This window comes from Haliea atlantica (assembly GCF_054779855.1).
In genome coordinates this window covers 112,889-135,845 of the sequence record NZ_BAAGXL010000007.1, presented here as the reverse complement: position 1 = coordinate 135,845, position 22,957 = coordinate 112,889, and the positions used below count along the sequence as shown (strand labels likewise).

18 protein-coding genes and 1 tRNA gene are annotated in these 22,957 nt (G+C 64.2%); 15 read left to right on the top strand and 4 right to left on the bottom strand.

Going from position 1 to position 22,957, the window contains the following annotated elements; translation table 11 throughout:
* Positions 1-47: 47 nt before the first annotated feature.
* Positions 48-1,190 carry a helix-turn-helix transcriptional regulator gene (locus ACYVGS_RS08550; protein WP_460588255.1) on the top strand — a complete coding sequence of 381 codons (1,143 nt, stop codon included), beginning with the start codon at positions 48-50 and terminating at the stop codon, positions 1,188-1,190.
* 16 nt (positions 1,191-1,206) lie between these two features.
* On the opposite strand, the gene ACYVGS_RS08545 is transcribed toward ACYVGS_RS08550, so the two are convergent.
* Together ACYVGS_RS08545 and ACYVGS_RS08540 are read right to left on the bottom strand one after the other, a co-directional pair.
* A complete protein-coding gene (locus tag ACYVGS_RS08545; protein ID WP_460588254.1) occupies positions 1,207-2,457 on the bottom strand; it encodes a sulfotransferase family protein in 1,251 nt (416 codons plus the stop codon).
* A gap of 8 nt (positions 2,458-2,465) precedes the next feature.
* Positions 2,466-3,173, bottom strand: a complete 708-nt coding sequence (locus ACYVGS_RS08540) for a TetR/AcrR family transcriptional regulator (RefSeq protein ID WP_460588253.1) — start codon at positions 3,171-3,173, stop codon at positions 2,466-2,468.
* A gap of 169 nt (positions 3,174-3,342) precedes the next feature.
* Here ACYVGS_RS08540 and ACYVGS_RS08535 point away from each other — a divergent pair, with 169 nt between their 5' ends.
* Positions 3,343-3,816: a VOC family protein gene (locus ACYVGS_RS08535; protein WP_460588252.1), complete on the top strand. Its 474-nt coding sequence runs from the start codon at positions 3,343-3,345 to the stop codon at positions 3,814-3,816.
* 79 nt (positions 3,817-3,895) lie between these two features.
* Complete coding sequence (locus ACYVGS_RS08530) at positions 3,896-5,767, top strand: DUF3604 domain-containing protein (RefSeq protein ID WP_460588251.1); 1,872 nt, start codon at positions 3,896-3,898, stop codon at positions 5,765-5,767.
* A 42-nt stretch (positions 5,768-5,809) separates the two neighbouring features.
* On the opposite strand, the gene ACYVGS_RS08525 is transcribed toward ACYVGS_RS08530, so the two are convergent.
* Positions 5,810-6,943 carry a helix-turn-helix transcriptional regulator gene (locus tag ACYVGS_RS08525; protein ID WP_460588250.1) on the bottom strand — a complete coding sequence of 378 codons (1,134 nt, stop codon included), beginning with the start codon at positions 6,941-6,943 and terminating at the stop codon, positions 5,810-5,812.
* A gap of 157 nt (positions 6,944-7,100) precedes the next feature.
* Here ACYVGS_RS08525 and ACYVGS_RS08520 point away from each other — a divergent pair, with 157 nt between their 5' ends.
* Both ACYVGS_RS08520 and ACYVGS_RS08515 read left to right on the top strand, forming a co-directional pair.
* Positions 7,101-8,012 (top strand): TauD/TfdA dioxygenase family protein, encoded by a 912-nt coding sequence (locus tag ACYVGS_RS08520; protein WP_460588249.1) that lies wholly within the window; start codon positions 7,101-7,103, stop codon positions 8,010-8,012.
* Positions 8,009-9,733, top strand: coding sequence for an N-acyl-D-amino-acid deacylase family protein (locus ACYVGS_RS08515; RefSeq protein WP_460588248.1), 1,725 nt, complete (start codon positions 8,009-8,011; stop codon positions 9,731-9,733). Before ACYVGS_RS08520 ends, ACYVGS_RS08515 begins: the two co-directional genes overlap by 4 nt.
* A 68-nt stretch (positions 9,734-9,801) precedes the next feature.
* On the opposite strand, the gene ACYVGS_RS08510 is transcribed toward ACYVGS_RS08515, so the two are convergent.
* Positions 9,802-11,607: a DUF3604 domain-containing protein gene (locus ACYVGS_RS08510; protein ID WP_460588247.1), complete on the bottom strand. Its 1,806-nt coding sequence runs from the start codon at positions 11,605-11,607 to the stop codon at positions 9,802-9,804.
* A 220-nt stretch (positions 11,608-11,827) separates the two neighbouring features.
* Between ACYVGS_RS08510 and hppD the strand changes: the two genes are divergently transcribed.
* From hppD to ACYVGS_RS08460, 10 genes are all read left to right on the top strand, one after another.
* Positions 11,828-12,916 carry a 4-hydroxyphenylpyruvate dioxygenase family protein gene (gene hppD, locus ACYVGS_RS08505; RefSeq protein WP_460588246.1) on the top strand — a complete coding sequence of 363 codons (1,089 nt, stop codon included), beginning with the start codon at positions 11,828-11,830 and terminating at the stop codon, positions 12,914-12,916.
* 125 nt (positions 12,917-13,041) lie between these two features.
* A tRNA-Met gene (locus tag ACYVGS_RS08500) sits at positions 13,042-13,118 on the top strand.
* A 107-nt stretch (positions 13,119-13,225) separates the two neighbouring features.
* Positions 13,226-13,681, top strand: coding sequence for a ribosome maturation factor RimP (gene rimP, locus ACYVGS_RS08495; RefSeq protein ID WP_460588245.1), 456 nt, complete (start codon positions 13,226-13,228; stop codon positions 13,679-13,681).
* Between the two features lie 28 nt (positions 13,682-13,709).
* Positions 13,710-15,203, top strand: a complete 1,494-nt coding sequence (nusA, locus tag ACYVGS_RS08490; protein ID WP_460588244.1) for a transcription termination/antitermination protein NusA — start codon at positions 13,710-13,712, stop codon at positions 15,201-15,203.
* Positions 15,204-15,256: 53 nt separating this feature from the next.
* Entirely contained in the window at positions 15,257-17,989 is a 2,733-nt protein-coding gene (gene infB, locus ACYVGS_RS08485) for a translation initiation factor IF-2 (RefSeq protein WP_460588243.1), read from the top strand.
* Between the two features lie 13 nt (positions 17,990-18,002).
* On the top strand, positions 18,003-18,404 hold the full coding sequence (gene rbfA / locus ACYVGS_RS08480) for a ribosome-binding factor A (protein ID WP_460588242.1): 402 nt from the start codon (positions 18,003-18,005) through the stop codon (positions 18,402-18,404).
* The gene (gene truB / locus ACYVGS_RS08475) at positions 18,405-19,334 is read left to right on the top strand and encodes a tRNA pseudouridine synthase B (protein ID WP_460588241.1); all 930 of its coding nucleotides are present in this window, start codon (positions 18,405-18,407) and stop codon (positions 19,332-19,334) included.
* Positions 19,335-19,430: 96 nt separating this feature from the next.
* Positions 19,431-19,700: a 30S ribosomal protein S15 gene (rpsO, locus tag ACYVGS_RS08470; RefSeq protein WP_460588240.1), complete on the top strand. Its 270-nt coding sequence runs from the start codon at positions 19,431-19,433 to the stop codon at positions 19,698-19,700.
* Between the two features lie 60 nt (positions 19,701-19,760).
* On the top strand, positions 19,761-21,884 hold the full coding sequence (gene pnp, locus ACYVGS_RS08465; protein ID WP_460588239.1) for a polyribonucleotide nucleotidyltransferase: 2,124 nt from the start codon (positions 19,761-19,763) through the stop codon (positions 21,882-21,884).
* Positions 21,885-22,151: 267 nt separating this feature from the next.
* Positions 22,152-22,955 carry an aldolase/citrate lyase/malate synthase family protein gene (locus tag ACYVGS_RS08460; protein WP_460588238.1) on the top strand — a complete coding sequence of 268 codons (804 nt, stop codon included), beginning with the start codon at positions 22,152-22,154 and terminating at the stop codon, positions 22,953-22,955.
* Positions 22,956-22,957 lie beyond the last annotated feature (2 nt).

Below are 22,957 nucleotides of genomic sequence, written 5' to 3'. Positions count from 1 at the left end.
CGGCGTGGTATAGTCTGTGCTCCGCAATGATGGCCGGGGACACAGCCATGTTCGAGGAGCTTCTCGGTGCGTGCTACGAAGCGGTGATGAGTCGCGAGGGCTGGCACGAATTGCTGCACCAGATGCGCCTCGCGCTCAATTCGCGAAACGCGCTGTTGATGTTCAGTGCCGATCAGCAGCGGCAGATTCACCGCGACGTGCTGGACACGGACTTCTGGCAGACCTATACGCTGCAGAACCTGTATTACGACCAGTACCAGAGCCTCAATCCGATCGATTATCCAGGCATCCAGCCCGGTCGGATCTTTGCCTATGAGGATTTTATTTCACGCGAAGATTTCGAGCGCAGCCGGTACTACCGGGAATTCTGTGTGCCGATGGGCAATCAGCACGCCCTGGTTGCCTGTGTCGATGATGGGCAGGGTATCCGCGCCTGGTTCAACTTCAGTCGGGATGACGTGGGCGGTGCTTATGGTGAGCCAGAGCGTACCTTGTTTGCGGCATTGTTGCCGCACCTCGAGCGAGCGGTCCGCCTCTATGCGTTCGTGGAAAGCCTGCGTACGCAACAGAGTGCCTTTCGCAGGACCGCGGATCACTTGGGACTGTGTACCCTGTTACTGGATGAGCAGGGGCGAGTTCTGACCACGAATCACTCGGCTCAACAGCTGCTAGGGCAGAACCCGCTCCTTCGGCTGTCGCAGCGAGGAGGCTTGCAGTTTACCGGGCTCGGTGACGAGCAGGCATTTCACCAGGCCCTGCGAGATGTTCTGCAGGGAGTCGATGACTCGGTGTCCTACATGATAGGAGCACACACGCATGATGCGGTGGGTCTGTTATTGCGCCGCCTGACAGCACTGCCCGGTCAGCGTCTGCCGGGCGCTGCCGTGGTGGCCTATTTGCGACCTCGGCAAAGTCTTGTGCCAGTCGCCCGTATTGAGCACGTCGGTAAGCTGTTTGGCTTGACCCCCACCGAGGCGCGTTTTGCGGTGTTGCTGGCCGAGGGTGAATCACTGCAAACGGTGGCAGAGCGTCTGGGAATTACCGAGCAGACAGCCCGCACATACTGCAAGCGCATCTTCAGCAAGACCGGCACGTCACGGCAGGCAGACCTCGTGCGCCTGGTTATCACCAGCGTTGCCAGCCTGGTTGAGTCGGAGGATGTGAGAGATGAGGGGGCGGATCAATCCTGATCGCCCCCGGCCCTGGTCAAGCCTCCGGCTTCGCCGGGAAGCGTTCGAAATAGAACGCGAAGCGCTCTCGCAGTTCGGCGGGGTCCACACCGAAGTCCCCTTTCAGGTCGTAGACCACCTTGCCTTCCTTGCCCCGCGGGTGGGCATCGATAAAGGCCTGCATTTCCCCCCGGGCCTTGCCCGTCAGTTCCACGCCGGCCTTGGCGTAGATCTTTTCCACCATGGCCATGTCGTCGGCCATGAATTCATGGAAGGGCACGTCCACCGTCTGCGATTCGGGCATTGACGGCCGGTCGCGTACGCAGGCTTGCAGCAGGTGCTCGACCCGGTCACACCAGTAGTCGATCAGGGCCTTGGTATCGATACGCTTGCGACCCATGCGCTGGCCGTAGGCAATCATGGTGACGGCGGACTGAATCACCGCCACCGGGTCACGGTGCGTAATGACATAGGTGGCATCGGGGAAGACCTCGCGCAGTACCGGGAGTTGCTCCAGGTGCTGCGGGCATTTCAGTACCCAGCGGTCGGGCCCCCGGAAATGCTGTAGCAGCTTCAGCACGTCGCGCATGTAGGCGTAGTGCGGGGTCTGGTCCGTGGCGTAGTAGTGGTCGCGCCAGCGGGGGCTGGGTGCCAGCCATTCGAAGTTGTAGGACGCGAAGTCGGGCCCCATCAGTTCCAGTTCCTCGTGGATGTGGTCCGGGTTCATCGGGTGCATCGCTGCAAGCAGGGGGGTGACCTGCTGCATGCCCTGCCAGGCCTCCTCGCAGCGCTGGTAGCGCGGGTCGGTGCCATCGGGCAGGGGCTGCTCCCCGGGCATCGGTACCGGCTCATAGGATTCCCACAGTGGCAGCGAGCGGAAGCGGGTATCGGCGGCCAGCAGGTTGAGCAGGTGCGTGGTGCCAGAGCGGGGCAGGCCTGCCACAATGATTGGCTGTCGAATCTCCTGCTTGAGGATGTCGGGGTGCCGGGTCCACTCGCTCTGGATCAGCAGGCGATTGCTGGCGTAGCGCACCAGGTAGCCAAACAGGTTGGCGCGCTGGCTCCGGGTCATGTCCGGGTCGTTGCCCCACTCGTCGATCAGCAGTTGCAGGCGTTCGCGGAAATCCCCGGGGCCGAAATCATCCAGGCCGGTGCGCTGGCGGGCGGCGTCGAGGACGGCGCTCTCGCTGAAGTCGACCGGCTGTTGCTCGCCATAGTCCAGCGCCGCGCGCTGTATCTCGGTCAGCTGCGGATTGGCGAGGTCGGTGATGCGGATCGTATTGCTCATGGTGGACGTCAGTCTCCGGTCGCTTGGGCTTGTTCGGCACTTTGCAGGCAGTCGGCCGAAGCGGGCTGCTGCAGCAGTGCGATGATCGCGTCGCGCAGGGTGGCGACAAACAGTTGGGTATCGTGGGCGGGGTCATCGTCCCCGAGGTGCTCCTGGAGGCGCGAGTGATCGGCGAGCCCCTGGAAGACCAGGATCGAGGCCAGGTGCAGGCGCTGCTGGCGCACCGCCGCGGGCAGCGCGGCGAGTAACTGGTTCCAACCACTGGTCAGGCGCCCGGCGCCCGGTGCGTGCAGGGCGCCCTGGCCTGGCTTGAGCAGGGACAGCATGTGCCGGGCAGTGAGCTGGGCGTTGACGCGAATGAATTCACGTCCGCCATCCGGGTCGTGCAGTTTCTCGACCACCGGTTCTATCCAGGCATCCACCAGCCCCTCCAGGCTGAGCTCCCCGGCCTGCTCGAGATCGTCCAGCAACTCCGCGCGGCGGGCGGCTATACCGGGAACGTGCTTGTCGATAATGGCCTGCAGCAAGCCTTCGCGGTTGCCGAAGTGGTACTGGCAGGCATTGGCGTTGCGCTGCCCCGAGGTCTTGTTGATCTCGCTCAGGGGCACGCCTTCCACGCCGCGTTCGGCAAAGAGCCGTTCGGCGACGCTGACCAGCCGCGCCCGGGTGGCGGCGCTGCGGGGGGTGATGCGCTGGCGTTCGTTGCTTTTTGCCATGCTGTCGCGGTAACTCCTAATTTAATGAAAGTATATTAAAATTCTCTTGCCGGAAATGGCAAGGGAAATATAAGATCGGTTCAAAAGCCCGAACATGCGGGTTGGTACTGCTTAAGTGCAGTGTATTACGCTGGCCCAGTCACGACGATACGATAATGAGGTTATCTGCATGAGCCCGGATCCACAATTGCAACACCTTGGATTGCCACCCATCGACCAGATCGGCTTTGTGGTGCGCAAGCTGGACGACTGGGTGCAGCGCTTTGAACCGGTATTCGGCCCCTTCACCTTCATTGATGGCTCGGTCCAGGGCGCCACCTTCCGCGGCAAAACCGAAGACGTGAAGCTGCATATTGGCTTTGGCCGTAGCGGCGATATGGAGATCGAACTGATCGAGTGGCAGGGCGGCGTCAGCCCCCACAGCGAGTTCATCCAGGCGGGGCACGAAGGCATGCATCATCTGCGCTACCGGGTCGACGATACCGATGCCTGGATTCCGAAACTCGCCGAAGTGGGCTACACCCCCTACTGGTACAAGCGCTGGAACAGCGACACCGTCTTCGCTTACCTGGAAAATCCGGATTTTCCACTGTATCTGGAACTGCTGCAGATGCCGGAAGCCGGTGCCGGGACGCCCGAGTAAGCCCGGGCGTCACAGTCCTGCCGCCATTCGACGGACGGCGCGGGAACACAATAACAAGACATTTGCAGGAGGACGCAGCATGCGTAGTCCCCTCGGTTTGATTCCGCTTTTGCTGGCGTCGCTGGCCGTGCCTTTGGCCGCCCAGGATGAGGCCTCCGACCCGCGGCGCGACTACTCGCCCTGGGCCAATCAGGACTACCCCCGGGAGGTTTACTGGGGGGATACCCACCTGCACACCTCGGTGTCCATGGACGCGAACCTGTTCGGGGTCACCGGCCTCGGCCCCGAGGCCGCCTACCGCTTTGCCCGGGGTGAGACCGTGACGGCGGCCAATGGCATGCCGGCCCGCCTGAGCCGACCGCTGGATTTCCTGGTCGTGGCGGATCACGCCGAGTACCTGGGAGTAATGCCGCTGATCCGCGATGCCGACCCCCGCATGATGCAGAATGAAACGGCGCGCGCCTGGCAGCGCATCGTCGAGCAGCGAGAGCCCACCGCCTTCGGCCGGCTGATGCTGGAAATCGGCAACTCCTACGAGGATGGCGAGCCGCTACTGACCTTGCCGGAGGGCGTGCCGTCTCCCTGGGAAGCCAATAACCGCGCGGCCGATGCGGCAAACCAGCCGGGTGTGTTTACCGCCTTCATCGGCTACGAGTGGTCGGCGATGCCGGGGGGCAACAACCTACACCGCATCATGGTGTTCCGCGATGGTGCCGAGCGTGCCGACCAGATCACCCCCTTCTCCGCCTTCGACAGCGACGATCCCGAGGACCTGTGGCAATGGCTGGCGGATTACGAGGAAAAAACCGGCGGCCAGATACTGGCGATTCCCCACAACAGCAATCTGAGTGGCGGGCAGATGTTTTCCGACCTGACCCTCGACGGCCAGCCCCTGGACACGGACTATGCCAGGCGTCGGGCCCGCTGGGAGCCGCTGCTGGAGGTCACCCAGATCAAGGGTGACAGCGAGGCCCATCCGCTGCTTTCCCCCAATGACGAGTTTGCCGACTACGGCACCTGGGACCAGTTCAATATCGCCATGAACGAGGCCCAGCGTCCGGAGATGCAGCCCTATCAGTACGCGCGCCCCGCGTTGCAACTGGGGTTGCGACTGGGGCAGCAGCTCGGCGTGAATCCCTTCCAGTTTGGCATGATCGGCAGCACGGATTCCCATACCGCCCTGGCCGCCGTCGAGGAGGACAATTTCTGGGGCAAGAAGGCGGGGGATGAACCCGGGCCCCGGCGCACCCAGACCATCTGGGGCATACCCGAGGCGGAGATGTCCAATACCCTGCAGGTCTCCTCCGGCTATGCCGCGGTCTGGGCCACCGACAATACCCGCGAGGCCCTGTTTGACGCCATGCAGCGTCGCGAGGTCTACGCCACCACCGGGCCGCGCATGCGCGTGCGCTTCTTTGGGGGCTGGAACCTGGAGGAGCAGGATCTGCAGGGGCCCAACCCCGCGCTGAACGGTTATCGCAAGGGGGTCCCCATGGGCGGTGAGCTGAGCTCCTCCGGCACCGCGGGTGCACCGCGTTTCATGGTGCAGGCCCTGAAGGATCCCGAGGGGGCCAACCTGGATCGGGTGCAGATCGTCAAGGGCTGGGTGGACAGCTGGGGGGAAATGCACGAAGCCGTCTACGATGTTGCCTGGTCGGGTGAGCGGCAGCCGGACGCCCGGGGCAAGCTGCCCCCGGTTGGCGACAGCGTGGATCGCGACAAGGCCCGTTACAGCAACAGCATTGGCAGTGCCGAGCTGTCTGCGCTGTGGACCGACCCGGATTTCGACCCCGAGCAGGCGGCGGTCTATTACCTGCGGGTACTGGAAATTCCCACGCCGCGCTGGACGCTCTATGACAAGGTGCGTCTCGGCGTGGACCTTCCCGAGGGAACGGAGCTGGTGCACCAGGAGCGCGCCTATACGTCGCCGATCTGGTATCGGCCGGAGTGAGCCAAGAGCTACGCGCGGCAGCGTCGAACGCTGTCTCTACCTTCAGTCGTCGGTGCTGGCTTCTCCCCACAGCTGGCTGATGGTGTGCAGGATCAGGCTGACCAGCTGCGGTTGCCGGTGGGTGTCCGTCTTGGCGAAGATCGCTGCAAGCTGGGCGCGCGCGGTATAGCGCGAGCGGCCCAGGGACTCGGCGGCGTCACTGAGACTCTCCCCCTGTACCAGCCGCGCCGCCAGCGCCGCTTCGGCGCGGGTCAGGCCGAACAATTCCATCAGCAGTTCCTCGCTGACCTCCCGGGGGCCGCCGGCATCGCGAAACAGCAACAGGGCGGTTCTCGAGACGCTTTCATCCAGGCCCGGGCGCGTGGCTGTGCGTCGCATCAGCAGGTTCCAGTAGCGGCCATCCGAGCGCGGCAGCTGCAGGGTTTCGCTGGCGGAAGTATCTTCGCGGTCGAAAAGCCGTCGCAGGGCGTCGCGCAGCGCGGTTTTGTTGGTACCGCTGGCGATCAGATTCCCCCGTACCAGGGCGAGTCCATCACTGGCTGCCAGTGTGCGTTCGGCGACCGGGTTAGTGATCAGTACCTGTCCCTGCTCGTCGATCACCAGGGAGCCGATGGTGAGCTGGCCGATGGCGGCCTCGGAAATGCTCAGCTGATAGTCTTTGCGCGCCTGGCGTGCATACAGGCTGATGGCCGTGCGCAGCCAGGGCAGCAGGGACAGAATCCGCTCCCGGTCTACGCCGGTGAAGTTCGGCTGCCCGGTCAGGCGGGCGCAGCGAAGTCGAAAAACCATCCCGGTTTCCGCTTCCTCGAGATTGATGCCGATGATGTCCTCGACCGCGCCGTACTCCTGGATATAGGCATAGAAGCGACTGTGTCGCGAGGTCAGCTCCTGCCGGCTGAGCATTTCACTCAGAATGCACACCTCGTCCAGGGGCAGGTCGAGGATGGGCGATTCGTTGAACAGGTGATCCTGCAGGACGGTCAGGGCCGCGGTGTTGCTCTGGGTAGAGATCAGCGTGCCCGGGTCGCCCGGACGCGGGCGGCGCAGCACCATGGCGCCGTGGTGGCCCTGCAGCCAGCTTTCCAGCGCCCGCAGGAAATCCAGCCAGGGCGGCTCTGCCAGCAGACTGTCGAAGAGTGTCTGGATCAGCCCAATGGGAGGTGTTGTCTTGGTCATGCGGTTCAATCCCGTCTCTGGCGATCCCATGGTACTGCATGGCGAGTTCGCTGTGGCAGGATCGCGGCGCTCTCCGTGGTCTAGTCCATATGCCTGATGTTGACTGGCGGCGCCTGAGGCAAAGTGCCCCGGCACGCACGCGATTGGAGATAGACCCATGACATTCGATAAGAAACCTCTGCCAGGTGGTGTCGGCGTTGAAGTGACCGGTCTCGAGGTCAGCGACGCCATGCCATCGACCACGGTGGCGGCATTGCGGGAGCTCTGGCTGGAGGCAGGCATTGTCCTGTTTCGCGGCCTGGGTACCTCCCCCGAGGTACTGCTGCAGCTATCGCGCTGTTTCGGTGAGCTGGAGCCTCATCCGATTGAACATTTCCGTTTGCCGGGATACCCCGAGTTGATTCTGCTCAGTAACGAAAAGGGCCTGACCGGGCCGGTCTACGCCTTCGATGGCGTGCCGACCTATGGGCGTATTCCCTGGCATACCGACCTGGCCTTCGCTACCACGCCCAACGCCGGCGCCCTGCTGCGCATGGTAAAAACGAGCGCGCACGGGGGGCAGACCGGCTGGCTCGACACCGCCATGGCCTGGGAGGCCCTGGACGAGCAGACCAAGGCGCGTATCGAGGGTCTGGAGGCCAAGTACATTTTCTGTGCTGATCTGAGTGGCATGCGCTTCAACCGGCAGGACGGCGAGCTGCTGCAGGCCAGCAGCAAGAATCTGCCCAGCTTTCCGCCGGTCGCGCACCCGCTGGTGTGGGTTCACCCCCAGACCGGACAGCGTATCCTCAATGTCAGCACCCTGAATATTCAGTGCATTCTCGGCATGCCGGAGCGGGAGAGCGATGCGCTGATTCAGCAGCTGATCGAACATACGCTGCAGCCACAATTCCAGTACATTCACGACTGGGAGGAGAATGACATCGTGCTCTGGGACAACCGGCGCACCATGCACATGGCGTTTGGCCACCCGGTGGATGAGGTGCGGATTGTGCAGCGGAGCACGATCCGTGGCACCGTCAAAATGGGCCGGATTATCGAAGAAGAACAGCAGGAGGAAACGGCATGAGCGACTACGATCTGGTGATTCGCGGCGGCACACTGCTCGATGGCAGTGGTAGTGAAGGCCGGGTGTGCGATCTGGCGATAAGCGATGGCATCGTCGCTGCGGTCGGCGGGAACCTCGGGCCGGGACGCGAAGAAATTGACGCCCGCGGGCTACTGGTCACACCGGGCTTTGTCGACGTGCATACCCATTACGATGGCCACGTTACCTGGGAGAACCGCTTGCGGCCGTCCTCCTGCCACGGGGTGACAACCGCGATCATGGGCAACTGTGGCGTCGGCTTTGCTCCCTGCCGGGAAGCCGATCACGATACCCTGATCCGGCTGATGGACGGGGTCGAGGATATACCCTACCCGGTGCTGGCGCAGGGGCTGCCCTGGACCTGGGAAAGCTTTCCCGAATACCTGGATCTGATTGCCTCCCGCGAGTACGACATGGACGTGGGGGGCTACCTGCCCCACGCGGCGCTGCGGGTTTATGTGATGGGTGAGCGCGGTGCCAATCGCGAGCCGGCGACAGCAGAGGACATCGCGCGCATGTGCGCGCTGCTTGAGGAAGCCCTGGATGCTGGCGCCATGGGGATTGCCACCTCGCGCACCCTGTTCCACCGCTCCAGCGACGGCAAGCCGATTCCCACGCTGGAGGCCAGCAACGAGGAACTGCTGGCGCTGGCAAAGACCTTGCGCCGCAAGGGCAAGGGCGTGTTCCAGATCGTCGAGGACGTGCACCTGCCGGGCAAGGACGTCGGTGTGTTGCGGCAGCTGGCGGAGGCTGCGGGTCGCCCCCTGACCTTCTCCATCGGCACCGGCAATACCGGCCCGCATATCTGGCCCCAGTTGCTGAAAGACCTGGAAGCCGCGAACGCGGCGGGAGCAACAGTCAAGGGCCAGGTCATGCCGCGGGCCATCGGCATGATGCTCGGGGTGGAGCTGACCCTGAACCCCTTCTATACCACCGCGGGCTACCGGGAGGTGGCGGACTTGCCCTTGGCCGAGCGGCTGCAGGCCCTGCGCGACCCGGCGCGGCGCGAACGTATCCTGGCCGAGCCGATGGACCCGGATCCGGCATTGGTGCTGGGCCGCATGGTGCGCGACTTCGACCACATGTTCCTGCTGGGGGATCCGCCCAATTACGAGCAGCCCTGGGAGCAGAGTATTGCGGGCCGGGCTCAGGCCCGAGGCGTATCACCGGAGGAAGTGGCCTACGACCTGATGGTCGAGGGGGAGCGCGGCACCGTACTCTACCTGGCCATGGCCAACTACGCCGATGGCAGCCTGGACGCGGTGGGCGAGATCCTGCGACACCCGGATGTGCTGCCCGGTCTGGGGGATGGCGGGGCCCACGCGGCCACCATTTGTGACGGCAGTTATTCCACCTTCGCCCTGACTCACTGGGGCCGCGACCGCGCCGAGGGGAAACTGCCCCTGCCCGAGCTGGTTTACCGGCTCAGTCGCGCAACGGCTCTGACCATGGGGCTGGAAGATCGCGGCCTGCTGGCCCCTGGCTACCGGGCGGATATCAACCTGATCGACTTCGACCGTTTGGCCCTGCACGCGCCGGAAATTACCTACGACTTGCCTGGGAAAGGGCGGCGTCTGGTGCAGCGGGCAGAGGGCTATGTGGCCACCCTCGTTAACGGCGTAGCGGTCTATCGCGAGGGTGAGGCCACCGGCGCTCTGCCGGGGCGTCTGGTGCGCGGGCAGCAGGCGGCGCCTGTGGCTTGACGTATAAATACTGTTGGCCCCGTGTTCGCGGGGCCACCGGTTTGGGGCTGCTCAGCCCCGCCATTCTCCTAGCTTTCTTTCGGCCGGTACCAGATGGGTGAACTCCAGGCCCGTTCCTGCAGTGTCGGCGGTACGTCCTCCGGCAGCGGCAGGCCGGTGCGGAGGCTGTCCCAGGTGCTCCAGCGGCAGGTGGGGTTTTCCAGCACGCGCACATAATAGAAGGCGCGCTGATCCGGGTTGAATGCCGGGTCGCGCCAGCGCGTCGCCAGCTGGCCGTCGCCGCGGTGGCGATCGAAGTCACAGTTCTTCAGGTCTACCGTGGCGCCGTTGTCGGGGCAGCGGTGGGTCTGCGGGTCCGGGCTCAGGCCATCGGCACAGGCGACATCATACACCTGCTCCCGGGTTTCGCCGTCCTCGACCCAGCCCTTGACCACCTGCAGGCGCTGCAGCCAGGCACTTGAGGCGTCCTTGACCGCCCAGAGCAGGAATTCCGGGCCGCCCTCGGCGACATCGGCCGCGCTCAGGTCACCGCCCATGGGCACGCCGCCGGCGTAACCCTGTTCGACCCAGTCGTGCTGCTCGAGGATATTTTCCGGCCAGCCCTGCCCGGCGAAGAAGCGCACCTGGATCCTCGGGCCGCTGGTGCCGAAGACCTCCCGCCGGGCCAGCGCGTCATAGACCTGCTCCCGGGTGTTTTCCGGGGCCCAGACGCCGGCCAGGCCGGAGGAGCTATAGCGGATATGGTGCGTGTTGATAAAGCTGCCACCGCGGCGGGCTTCCGGGGTGCCGTCGGCGCTGCCGATCTTGCCGTGGTAATTGTCCTCCTCGACCTGGGAGCCGGAGTTGTGACTGTCGCTGGCGGCAATCACGCCGAAACGGTAGGGGTTGAAGCCCCGGGTTTCTTCCATTTGCAGGCCCGTGAGCCAGGCGTCGCGGGCGTAGCTGCCCTTGGGTTCGCCGATGGTACCCCTGCCGCCGAGCAGGTCTTCCAGCAGTTCAAAGCCCGCCCATTCGTCGTTGGGTGACAGCAGAGGGTGGCTCTCCGAGGTGCCCTTGATCTGTGCGATTTCCACTAGCGGTTCGTTGCGCTGGCGCAACTCGGCGTACTCGGCATCAATGGGCTTGCCGTCGAAAGCTTTTTCCGCCGGGAACATCAAGCCGTTGCTGAGGTTGGAGTTGTGGGAAATGGCCAGCGCCTCGATGCCCGCGTCGCGCTGCGCATCCAGCCATTCCCACAGCTTGCGGGGGTCCGGGCTATCGAAACTGGAGAAGGGTTGCGCCGGGACCTTTTCGCTGCGGAAGATCACATTCCGGTGCAGGTTGATCTCCTCCATGCCACCGGATGAGGTCCATTCATAGCCCACCAGGGTGGTGAACTCCCCGGGCCGGTAGTACTGCTCTGCCAGGCGGACATAATTCTGCCAGATGCTGTGGCGCAGGTCGGGATCGACCAGCGCCTCCAGGGGGCGGTTGTCGCCCATGGACATCAGAACTTCCAGCAGGGCGTGCTGGCGTTCCTCGGGGTCATCGGCGGCCAGGCGGCCGGCCAGTTCCAGCTCGGACAACTCGCTGTTTTCGTCGAACAGGCGCGGCAGGATACCCATGTATTCGGAGTGATCGGTAATGGCGACAAAGTCCAGTGGCTCCCGCAGCTGGATTTCAACGCCGCTGACGTGCTCGATGGCTTCCCCCAGCGCGAAGCGGTAGGCGTCGTCGGGGGAGGTGCGCACGTTCAGCATGAAGGCATCGGGGGAGTTCATGGTGTGCACGTGAAGTTCGCCAAACCAGGCACGCGAATCGGCAGCGGTGGCGTGACTGGTGCTGACGAGCAGGGCGCAAAGGGGGGCGAGCAGGGCGCGGTAACCGTTGGGCATGACAGGTATTCCCGAGTCGTTGTTATCAACCAGCCGCGAGTATGACCCAGGGCCTGCTTGGCGGCCAGTGAGTGGGGCAGGAGCATCTCTGGTGGTGCGGATAGTCCAACCGGACTGGGGTCGGGGTACGGGTTCGGCTAAACTGGTTACATTTGCAACCATATTGGCCGGCAACTATACTTCGGACCTTCACACCAGGCGGTGCCCGGGAGGCAGGCCGATGACAGATCTGTTTGACAATCCCATGGGGCTGGACGGCTTCGAGTTCGTCGAATTCACCGCGCCGGAGCCGGGCATGCTGGAGCCGGTTTTCGAATCCATGGGCTTTACCCGTGTGGCACGGCACCGGACCAAGGCCGTCGAACTGTGGCGACAAGGTGACATCAATTTCGTCACCAACTACGAGCCGCGCAGTCACGCCTGGTACTACGCCCGGGAGCACGGCCCTTCTGCCTGTGGCATGGCGTTCCGCGTCCGGGATGCTACCCGGGCCTACCAGCGCGCCCTGGAGCGGGGTGCCCAGCCGGTCCATGTCGAGACCGGCCCGATGGAGCTGCGCCTGCCGGCGATCAAGGGAATCGGAGGGGCGACACTCTACTTGATCGACCGCTACGCCGAGGGCTGGAGCATCTACGACATCGATTTTCACTGGCTGGATGGCGTCGAGCGCCGCCCGCAGGGCTTTGGTTTCCACACCCTTGATCATCTCACCCACAATGTCTACCGGGGGCGGATGGACTACTGGGCCAACTATTACGAAGAGCTGTTCAATTTTCGGGAAATCCGCTACTTCGATATCAAGGGCGAATACACCGGGCTGCTGTCCAAGGCGATGACTGCCCCGGACGGCAAGATCCGTATCCCGCTCAACGAAGAGGCCCGCGGCGGTGGTCAGATCGAGGAGTTCCTCATGGCCTATAACGGCGAGGGTATTCAACATATCGCCTTCGCCTGTGACGATATCCTGGCCTGCTATGACCGGCTGCAGGCCGCGGGCCTGCGTTTCATGCCGCCGCCGCCGGATACCTATTACGAGATGCTCGAGGAGCGCCTGCCGGGGCACGGCGAGCCGGTGGACGAACTGCGTCTCCGCGGCATCCTGCTCGATGGCACCACGGAGGATGGGGCGCCGCGGCTTCTGCTGCAGATTTTCTCCGCCAACCTGCTGGGTCCCGTGTTCTTCGAGTTCATCCAGCGCAAGGATGACGAGGGCTTCGGCGAGGGGAACTTCAAGGCCCTGTTCGAGTCCATCGAGCGGGACCAGATGGCGCGGGGCGTGCTTGGGGAGGCGGATAAAAACGCCCCCTGAGGAAATTTTTCCGGGAGCGGTTGACCACTGGGGGTCGCCTCCCTATAATGCACAGCCTCTCGACCGGGGGTCTTCAAGAACCCGGGTGTGAAGTGCCAAGGGGCCTTCACCGGAGACTGTTTTGATGCGGGGTGGAGCAGCCTGGTAGCTCGTCGGGCTCATAACCCGAAGGTCGTCGGTTCAAATCCGGCCCCCGCTACCAATTACGTGTCGCCCGCTCCTAGATTGCGGCACGTTTCGTCAAAGCCCCTTTCAGGGGCTTTTTCGTTTGTGCGGAAAAAGTTCGGCAGGGCGACGGGGGTGTCGGTAGTGGCCAGACAAGAGGAACTGCAGACGCTGCTGGAGCCATCGGTGACCGCGCTGGGTTACCAGCTCTGGGGGGTGGAGTTTTTGTCCCAGGGCAAGCACAGCGTACTGCGTCTTTATATAGACGCTGAAAAAGGCGTCACCGTGGACGACTGCGCCCGTGTCAGCGAGCAGGTAAGCGGGGTTCTGGATGTCGAGGACCCGATTGCCGGCGAGTACACCCTGGAGGTGTCTTCGCCGGGTGTTGACCGCCTGCTGTTCCGGCTGGAGCAATACCCGGCGTATGTCGGTGAGCTGCTGGAAGTGCGGCTGCGCAGGCCCTTCGAGGGGCGGCGCAATTTCAAGGGCGAATTGAAGGGTATCGAGGGCGAGGACGTCGTGGTGCAGGTGGATGACCACGAGTACTTGCTGCCCGGCGGCGCGATAGAGAAGGCGCGCGTGTATCCCCGCATTGATTGATGCGGTCAGTGAACTGGCGAGGCGAGACATGACAAAGGAAATCCTGATGGTGGCGGAAGCCGTCTCGAACGAGAAGGGGGTGTCCGAGGACATCATCTTCGAGGCGATCGAGCTGGCACTGGCCACGGCGACCAAGAAGCGCTACGACGAGGACGCCGACATTCACGTGACCATCGACCGCAAGACCGGCGACTACGTGACCGTGCGCCGCTGGCTGGTGGTACCCGACGACCAGCTGGCTCTGCTGGGCACGGAGCTGACCACCGAGGAAGCCGCGGAGAAGGATCCGTCCCTGAAGCCGGGCGACGTCCACGAGGAAGTGGTCGAGAACGTCGGCTTCGGCCGTATCGCCGCCCAGACCGCCAAGCAGGTGATCGTGCAGCGTGTGCGCGATGCCGAGCGTGCCCAGGTGGTGGAACAGTACCGCCATCGTGTCGGCGAACTGGTGTCCGGCTCGGTCAAAAAAGTTACCCGGGACAACATTATTGTCGACCTCGGCAACAATGCTGAAGGTCTGCTGCCCCGCGATCAGCTGGTCGGTCGCGAGACCTTCCGCATCAACGACCGCGTGCGGGCGATCCTCAAGGATATCAGCAGCGAGACCCGCGGGCCCCAGCTGCTCCTCAGCCGCTCCTGCCCGGAAATGCTGATCGAGTTGTTCCGTATCGAAGTGCCGGAGATCGCCGAGGGTGTGATCCAGATTCGCGCCGCGGCTCGCGACCCGGGCTCCAGGGCCAAAATTGCGGTCAAGACCAATGACCAGCGCATCGACCCGGTTGGCGCCTGCGTCGGCATGCGCGGGTCGCGTGTCCAGGCAGTGTCCAACGAACTGGACAACGAGCGCGTCGACATCATTCTGTGGGACGACAATCCGGCGCAGCTGGTGATCAACGCCATGTCGCCCGCCGAGGTCGAGTCCATTGTCATGGACGAGGACAGCAACACCATGGAAGTTGCGGTGGCGGCAGACAACCTGGCCCAGGCCATCGGTCGCGCCGGGCAGAATGTGCGCCTGGCCAGCGAGCTGACCGGCTGGACCATCAACGTGATGAGCACGGAAGAGGCCGCGGAACGCCACGAGGCGGAAGCCGGCCAGGTGATCCAGCTGTTCATGCAGAGCCTGGATATTGACGAGGAAGTGGCCGAGATTCTGGTGGAAGAGGGCTTCACCACCCTGGAGGAAGTGGCCTACGTGCCCCTCGACGAGATGATGAGCATCGAAGGCTTCGATGCCGACATCGCCGAGGAGCTGCGAGCGCGTGCCAAGGACGCCCTGCTGACGCAGGCGATTGCCTCCGAGGAACAGCTGGATGCCAACGAGCCGGCGCAGGATCTGCTGGAGATGGACGGGATGGATCGCCACCTGGCCTTTTTGCTGGCCAGCCGCGGCATCATCACCATGGAAGATCTGGCGGAGCAGAGTGTGGAAGAGCTGCTGGATATTCCCGACATGACTGAAGAGCGCGCAGCCGAGCTGATCATGACCGCGCGCGCCCCCTGGTTTGCCGAGGAAGCGGAATAAGCCGCTACCATCGATCGCAACGCAGGGCAGAAAGGGATCAAGGAGAAGAGTGCATGGCGCAGGTGACAGTACAGCAACTGGCAGAGACAGTGGGAGCATCCGTGGACCGTCTGCTGGCGCAGATGAAGGACGCGGGTCTGCCCCATGCCGCTGCCGGTGAAGTGGTATCCGAAGAGGACAAGCAGACGCTGCTGGCCTACCTCAAGCGCAGCCACGGCGAGGCGTCCGACGCTGCGCCCAAGCGCATTACGCTGAAGCGCAAGACTATCAGCACCCTGCGCACCTCCGGTGCCCAGGGCCGCAAGACGGTCAACGTCGAGGTACGCAAGAAGCGCACCTACGTCAAGCGCGATGCGGAAGCCGGGGAGGCAGAGGAGGCCGTGGCCACGGCAGAAGCTCCGCAGGCAAGCGAGGCTGATGAAGCCGCGGCCCGCCAGCTGGCTGAACAGCAGGCAGCTGAGGAGCTCGCTCGTCAGGAGGCGGAAGTGAAGGCCCAGGCGGAGGCCGAAGAGGCCCGCAAGGCCGCCGAGGAAGCCGCGGCCGCGGCCGCTGCAGCCGCCGAGGAGCGCGAGCGCCAGCGCCAGAAAGAGGAAGAAGAGGAAAAGCTCAAGAACCTCGATCCCGAAGTGCTTCGCCAGCGCGCCGCCCTGCGTCGCATGCAGCGCGAAGCCGAAGAGGCCGAGGCGCGCAAGGCTGCCCTGGAGGCCAAGAAAGCGGAAGAAGAGCGGGTCCGCGCGGAAGCCGCCGCCAAGGTGGAGCGCGAGAAAGCGGCTGAAGCGCGCAAGCCCAAGCGGCTGCACGAAGCGCCGGCCCCGGTGCAGAATGACGAGCAGCGCAAAAAAGCGGGTCGCGGTCGCCTGGATCGCAGCATGCCCGGCGGGCGCGGCAAGCAGCGCGGCCACAACCTGTCCCTTTCCGACCTGGAAGCGGCAGAGTCCGGGATGGCGCGCCGCCGCGGTGGTCGCCGCAAGGGCAAGGCCGCCCACGCCGAGCACAGCAAACATGGATTCGAGATGCCTACCGAGAAGAAGGTCTACGAGGTCGAGCTGGCGGACATGACCTCCGTCGGTGGCCTGGCCCAGCAGATGTCGGTCAAGGCCGGTGTGGTCATCAAGGAACTGATGAAACTGGGCGTGATGGCCAACATCAACCAGATGATCGATCAGGATACCGCCGTGCTGGTGGTGGAAGAACTGGGCCACAAGCCCAAGCTGATCAGTGCCGACGCCCTGGAGGAGAAGCTCGAGGAAACCCTGGCGCAGCACGAGGGCACGCCGGAGCCGCGCGCGCCCGTGGTCACCGTGATGGGTCACGTCGACCACGGCAAGACCTCCCTGCTGGACTATATCCGTAAGGCCAAGGTCGCTTCTGGCGAAGCGGGCGGGATTACCCAGCACATCGGGGCCTACCACGTTGAGACGGGCCACGGCATGATTTCCTTCCTGGATACCCCCGGCCACGCGGCGTTTACCGCGATGCGCGCCCGGGGTGCCAAGAGCACCGACATCGTGATCCTGGTAGTCGCTGCCGACGACGGTGTGATGCCGCAGACGGAAGAGGCGGTGCAGCACGCCCGCGCCGCCGGTGTGCCGCTGATCGTGGCGATCAACAAGATGGACAAGGAAGGCGCCGATCCCGACCGGGTCAAGAGCGAGCTGGCGGCCAAGGAAGTGATTCCCGAGGAATGGGGTGGCGATACGCAGTTCGTGCCGGTGTCCGCGCACACCGGTGACGGCATTGATGCGCTGCTGGACGCGGTCCTGGTACAGGCGGAAATCCTCGAGCTGGAAGCGCCCCGCGATGTTCCCGCCCAGGGTATTGTCATCGAGTCGCGCCTGGACAAGGGGCGGGGCCCTGTGGCTTCGCTGCTGGTCCAGAGCGGTACTCTGCGCCAGGGCGACATTATCCTGGCGGGCCTGCAGTCCGGCCGCGTGCGCGCCATGCTGGACGAGAACGGCAAGCCGATCGATGAGGCCGGCCCGAGTATCCCGGTGGAAATTCTCGGCCTCGACGGTACCCCGGATGCGGGCGACCAGTTCGCCGTGGTGGAAAACGAGAAGCGTGCCCGGGAGATTGCCGACTACCGCCAGGAAAAGCTGCGCACTACCCGGCTTCAGCGCCAACAGGCAGCCAAGCTGGACAACATGTTCGAGAGCATGACCGCGGGCGAGAAGAAGACGCTCAACGTGGTGGTCAAGGCCGACGTGCGCGGCTCCCTGGAGGCGATCCAGACCTCGCTGCTGGAGCTGGGCAACGACGAAGTCCAGGTCAACGTGGTGTCCGGTGGTGTCGGTGGGATTACCGAAACCGACATTACCCTGGCGATGACCGCCGAGGCCGTGGTCTTCGGTTTCAACGTGCGCGCCGATGCCGCGGCGCGGCGCCTGGTCGAGAGCGAGGGCGTGGACCTGCGTTACTACAACGTGATCTACGACCTGATCGACGACGTCAAGCAGGCCCTGTCCGGGATGCTGCCCCCCGAGATGCGCGAGGAGATCCTGGGGATTGCCGAAGTGCGCGATGTCTTCCGTTCGCCCAAGTTCGGTCAGGTGGCCGGCTGCATGGTGATCGAAGGGACGGTCTATCGCAGCAGGCCGATCCGTGTCCTGCGCGACAACGTGGTGATTTTCCAGGGCGAACTGGAGTCCCTGCGCCGCTTCAAGGACGATGCCAGCGAAGTGCGCAACGGCATGGAGTGCGGTATCGGCGTCAAGAACTACAACGACATCAAGGCCGGTGACCTGATCGAAGTCTACGAAGTGAAGGAGGTGGCCCGCACCCTGTAGGGGCGGGTCCGTCATGGCCAGGGAATTCAGCCGTACCCAACGGGTCGCAGACCATCTGCAGCGGGAGCTGGCGCAGCTGATCCAGCAGGAGCTGCGCGATCCGCGCATCGGCATGGTCAGCATCACCGGCGTCGATGTCAGTCGCGATCTCGCTCATGCCCGGGTCTGGTTTACCCGTTTGGGCAGCGATACCCCGGAAGAGGCCGGGGAGGCCGCGAAGGCGCTCAATGGCGCTGCTGGCTTCCTGCGCAGCCTGCTCTCCCGGGACAGCAACCTGCGCAGCGTGCCGCAGCTGGGCTTTCGCTTCGATACCAGCGTGGGTCGCGGTCGCGATATGGAAGATTTGATCCAGCGTGCCGCGGAGGCGGACCGCGAGCTCGGCCTGCGCCAGGACGAGCCGGGCGAGGAGCACTGAGTGGCCCGACGTCGCAAGGGTCGGCCCGTTGACGGTATCCTGGTCCTGGACAAGCCGGCGGGCATGAGCTCCAACCACGCACTGCAGACGGCAAAACGACTATACTTTGCCGCCAAGGCGGGGCATACCGGCAGCCTGGACCCCATGGCGACCGGTGTTCTGCCCTTGTGTTTTGGCGAGGCGACCAAGTTTTCCCAGTATCTGCTGGATGCGGACAAGGCTTACGAGAGTACCTTTGTCCTCGGCGCCACCACCACCACCGCGGATGCGGAGGGTGAGGTGCTGGAGGAGCGCGATGCCAGTGGCCTGACGGAAGCCGGGGTTGCCGCGGCTCTGGACACCTTCCGGGGCGAGATCGAACAGGTGCCGCCGATGTATTCGGCGGTGAAGCAGGGCGGCCAGCCCTTGTACAAGCTGGCGCGCCAGGGGCAGGAAGTGGAGCGCAAGGCACGGCGGGTTACACTGTACCAGCTGGAACTTTTGGCCTTCCGCCCGGGTCCCAGAGCGGAGGCGGATATCCGTATGCGCTGCAGCAAGGGCACCTATGTGCGCGCGCTGGCGGACGACCTGGGCAAACTGCTTGGCTGTGGTGCCCATGTGGGCGCCCTGCGCCGCACCCAGGCCGGTCCCTTCGACCTGTCGCAGGCAGTGACGCTGCCTGCCTTGCAGGCGCTGCGTGACGCTGAGGAGCTGGCGCACATGGACAGCCTGCTGTTGCCGATGGACGCGGCGATTGAGGGGCTGCCCCGGGTGTGCCTGGGCGAGTCCGCGGGTTTTTACATGCGTCAGGGCCAGCCGGTGCGGGTGGCCCGGGCACCGGCCGATGGCCTGGTACGCATGACCTTGGAAAACGGCGAGTTTCTGGGTATTGGCGAAATATTGGACGATGGGCGCGTGGCGCCGCGTCGCCTGATAGTCACCGGGAGGTGACGCGAACCTGTCTGTCAATCTGCACGGACAGGCTCTTTTCATTCACGCCCCGCGAAAGCAACCGGGGCACGCAGATTACAAAAGAGGACTATCGACATGGCATTACTGGCTGAACAGAAAGCAGAGATCGTCAAGCAGTACCAGCGTGGTGAAGGCGATACCGGCTCTCCGGAAGTGCAGGTGGCACTGCTGACCGCAAACATCGAACAGCTGCAGGACCACTTCAAGAGCCACAAGCAGGATCACCACTCGCGCCGCGGCCTGATCCGCATGGTCAACCAGCGCCGCAAGCTGCTGGACTACCTGAAGCGCAAGGATGTGTCCCGCTATACGGACCTCATCAAGCGACTCGGCCTGCGTCGATAAGCAGTATTTCATACCGGGGCCCAGTGCCCCGGTAGTCATTTTCGGAATTGGAGAAAAAGAGTGAATCCAGTAACCAAAACTTTCCAGTACGGTGGTCAGACGGTCACCCTGGAGACCGGCCGCATCGCCCGCCAGGCGACCGGCGCGGTGCTGGTGACCGTTGAGAATACCTCGGTGCTGTGTACGGTGGTGGCGGACAGAACCGCCAAGCCGGGCCAGCCCTTCTTCCCCCTGTCAGTGCACTACCAGGAAAAGACCTACGCCTCCGGCAAGATCCCCGGCGGCTTTTTCAAGCGTGAGGGACGCCCCAGCGAGAAGGAAACCCTCACCTCGCGTCTGATCGATCGCCCCATTCGCCCGCTGTTTCCCGAAGGCTTCATGAACGAAGTGCAGGTGATCTGCACCGTGATGTCCGCGGATAAGCACATCGACCCGGATATTCCCGCCATGCTCGGGACCTCCGCGGCCCTGGCGATTTCCGGTATCCCCTTCAATGGCCCGATTGCTGGTGCCCGCGTCGGCTTCAGCGAAGCCCAGGGTTACCTGCTCAACCCGACCTACGTCGAGCTGACCGAGAGCAAGCTGGACATGGTGGTTGCCGGCACCGAGCACGCGGTGCTGATGGTCGAATCCGAGGCCAAGGAGCTGACCGAAGACCAGATGCTGGGTGCGGTACTCTTCGCCCAGCAGGAAATGCAGGTAGCGATCCAGGCAATCAAGGAACTGGCCGCCGAAACCGGCAAGTCGCGCTGGGACTGGGAGGCCGCTGCCGTCGACGCCGAGCTGCTGGCTGCGGTGGAAGCCCAGGTCAAGCAGGACCTCGGCGAAGCCTATCGCATTACCGAGAAGGCCCAGCGCTACGAGCGCGTGGCCCAGGTTCGCCAGGCCTGTGTTGAAGCCCTGGCGGTCGAGGGTGGTCCGAGCGAGGACGAGGTCAAGGACGTGTTCAAGCGCGTCGAGAAGACCCTGGTGCGCAAGCGCATCCTCAACGGCGAAGCGCGTATTGACGGCCGTGACAATCGCACCGTCCGCGCCATTGCCTGTGAAGTTGACGTGCTGCCCAAGGTGCACGGCTCCGCGCTGTTTACCCGTGGCGAAACCCAGGCCATCGGTGCCGTCACCCTCGGCTCCACTCGTGACGCGCAGATCATCGATGCCCTGGAAGGCGAGCGCCGCGACCCCTTCATGCTGCACTACAACTTCCCCCCCTATTCCGTGGGTGAAGCCGGGCGTGTAGGCTTTACCGGTCGCCGGGAAATCGGTCACGGTCGCCTGGCCCGTCGTGGCCTGGCAGCGGTACTGCCTTCCGAGGCGGAATTCCCCTACACCGTGCGCGTGGTCTCCGAAATCACCGAGTCCAACGGCTCCAGCTCCATGGCTTCCGTGTGTGTCGGCTCCCTGGCACTGATGGCCGCCGGTGTGCCCCTGCGGGCACCGGTTGCCGGTATCGCCATGGGTCTGGTCAAGGACGGCAACCAGTTCGCCGTACTCACCGATATCCTGGGTGACGAAGACCACCTGGGCGACATGGACTTCAAGGTCGCCGGTACTGCCGAGGGCATCACCGCCCTGCAGATGGACATCAAGATCGAAGGCATCAACGAGCAGATCATGGAAGTGGCGCTGCAGCAGGCCCAGCAGGCCCGTCTGCACATCCTCGGCCAGATGAATGCCGTGCTGCCCGAGCCGCGCAAGGTCACCTCGGACAATGCGCCGAGCATGATTTCCCTGAAGGTGGATGCCGAGAAGATCCGCGACATCATCGGCAAGGGCGGCGCGACCATTCGCTCCATCACCGAAGCCTCCGGCGCCACCGTCGATATCGACGACGACGGCACGGTTCGCGTCTTCGGCCTGGACAAGGGCGCCCGCGACAAGGCCGTGGCGATGATCGAAGAGATCACTGCCGAGGCGGAAGTCGGTGCCATCTACAAGGGCACCGTCGCGCGCATCGTCGACTTCGGCGCCTTCGTCAACATCCTGCCTGGCAAGGACGGCCTGGTACACATCTCCCAGATCGCCAACGAGCGGGTGGAGAATGTGTCCGACTACCTGAAGGAAGGCCAGGAAGTGGAAGTGAAGGTCCTGGACGTGGACCAGCGCGGCCGCATCAAGCTGTCCATCAAGGAACTGCTGGAAGACGACATCATCGCCGAGCCGGTGGGCACGGTCGACGACGAGTAAGCCTGTGGCCCGCCGCGGCGGGCACCTCGCTTCGAATCAGGGCGCTGCGGCGCCCTTTTTTGCGTCTGCTCTCCCTGTGGCGCCAAGCGGGGAAATTACGCCGCATTCTGGACACGCTGTGAATACGTCCCTGTACGCTCGACGGCCTGGGCGGCCCCGCGCATCCATGTCGCCGACGGTCCAGAATACGGCGTAATTTCCCCACTCGGCTGCGCATCGTGTTCGGGGTGCTAAAATGGCCTCCTTAGTGGCGATGAGGGGTGCGGCGTGCAGGTACCGGTCAATCAGTTCAAGGCGGCGCTGGCCCGCGGTGAGACGCAGTACGGGCTTTGGTTGGCGCTGGGCAGTGCCTATGCGGCGGAGGTCTGCGCGACCACGGGGGCGGACTGGCTGCTGATCGACGGCGAGCACGCGCCGAACTCCGTGCCCTCGGTGCTGGAGCAGTTGCAGGTGGTGACGCCGTATCCCGTTTCGGCGGTGGTGCGGCCGGTGAACGGCGATCCGGCGCTGATCAAGCAGTACCTGGACGTGGGCGCCCAGAGCCTGATGATTCCCATGGTGGAAACCGGGGAGCAGGCCCGGGAGCTGGTGCGGGCGACGCGCTATCCGCCCCAGGGTGGCATCCGCGGGGTCGGCGGCGGTCTCACGCGGGCGACCCGCTGGGGTGCCATCGGCGACTATATCCACCGCGCCCACGAGGAAATCTGCCTGATCCTGCAGGTGGAGAGCCGGCGCGGGGCAGAGCACATCCGGGAGATTGCTGCCGTGGAGGGCGTCGACGCCATTTTCATCGGCCCCGTGGATCTCTCCGCCGATATGGGCTTCCCGGACCAGCCTGAGCACCCCGAGGTGCAGGCCTGCATCGAGTCGGTGGCTGCGGCGGCCAAGGCGGCGGGCAAGGCCGTGGGTATCCTGGCGCCCGGGGAACCCGCGGCGCGCCGCTACCGCGACCTGGGCTTTGACTTCATTGCCGTGGCCATCGATATCAGCCTGTTGCGACAGGCTGCCCAGCAGGTGCTGGGTCGCTGCAAGTCGGCGCCGGCGGAGGCGCCGCTGCCCGGCGGCTACTGAGG

What these genes read in the sequence shown, in the direction of transcription:
- ACYVGS_RS08550 (WP_460588255.1), top strand. Translation starts at nt 48, where the DNA reads ATGTTCGAGGAGCTTCTCGGTGCGTGCTACGAAGCGGTGATGAGTCGC.
- ACYVGS_RS08545 (WP_460588254.1), bottom strand. Translation starts at nt 2,457, where the DNA reads ATGAGCAATACGATCCGCATCACCGACCTCGCCAATCCGCAGCTGACC.
- ACYVGS_RS08540 (WP_460588253.1), bottom strand. Translation starts at nt 3,173, where the DNA reads ATGGCAAAAAGCAACGAACGCCAGCGCATCACCCCCCGCAGCGCCGCC.
- ACYVGS_RS08535 (WP_460588252.1), top strand. Translation starts at nt 3,343, where the DNA reads ATGAGCCCGGATCCACAATTGCAACACCTTGGATTGCCACCCATCGAC.
- ACYVGS_RS08530 (WP_460588251.1), top strand. Translation starts at nt 3,896, where the DNA reads ATGCGTAGTCCCCTCGGTTTGATTCCGCTTTTGCTGGCGTCGCTGGCC.
- ACYVGS_RS08525 (WP_460588250.1), bottom strand. Translation starts at nt 6,943, where the DNA reads ATGACCAAGACAACACCTCCCATTGGGCTGATCCAGACACTCTTCGAC.
- ACYVGS_RS08520 (WP_460588249.1), top strand. Translation starts at nt 7,101, where the DNA reads ATGACATTCGATAAGAAACCTCTGCCAGGTGGTGTCGGCGTTGAAGTG.
- ACYVGS_RS08515 (WP_460588248.1), top strand. Translation starts at nt 8,009, where the DNA reads ATGAGCGACTACGATCTGGTGATTCGCGGCGGCACACTGCTCGATGGC.
- ACYVGS_RS08510 (WP_460588247.1), bottom strand. Translation starts at nt 11,607, where the DNA reads ATGCCCAACGGTTACCGCGCCCTGCTCGCCCCCCTTTGCGCCCTGCTC.
- hppD (WP_460588246.1), top strand. Translation starts at nt 11,828, where the DNA reads ATGACAGATCTGTTTGACAATCCCATGGGGCTGGACGGCTTCGAGTTC.
- nusA (WP_460588244.1), top strand. Translation starts at nt 13,710, where the DNA reads ATGACAAAGGAAATCCTGATGGTGGCGGAAGCCGTCTCGAACGAGAAG.
- infB (WP_460588243.1), top strand. Translation starts at nt 15,257, where the DNA reads ATGGCGCAGGTGACAGTACAGCAACTGGCAGAGACAGTGGGAGCATCC.
- rbfA (WP_460588242.1), top strand. Translation starts at nt 18,003, where the DNA reads ATGGCCAGGGAATTCAGCCGTACCCAACGGGTCGCAGACCATCTGCAG.
- rpsO (WP_460588240.1), top strand. Translation starts at nt 19,431, where the DNA reads ATGGCATTACTGGCTGAACAGAAAGCAGAGATCGTCAAGCAGTACCAG.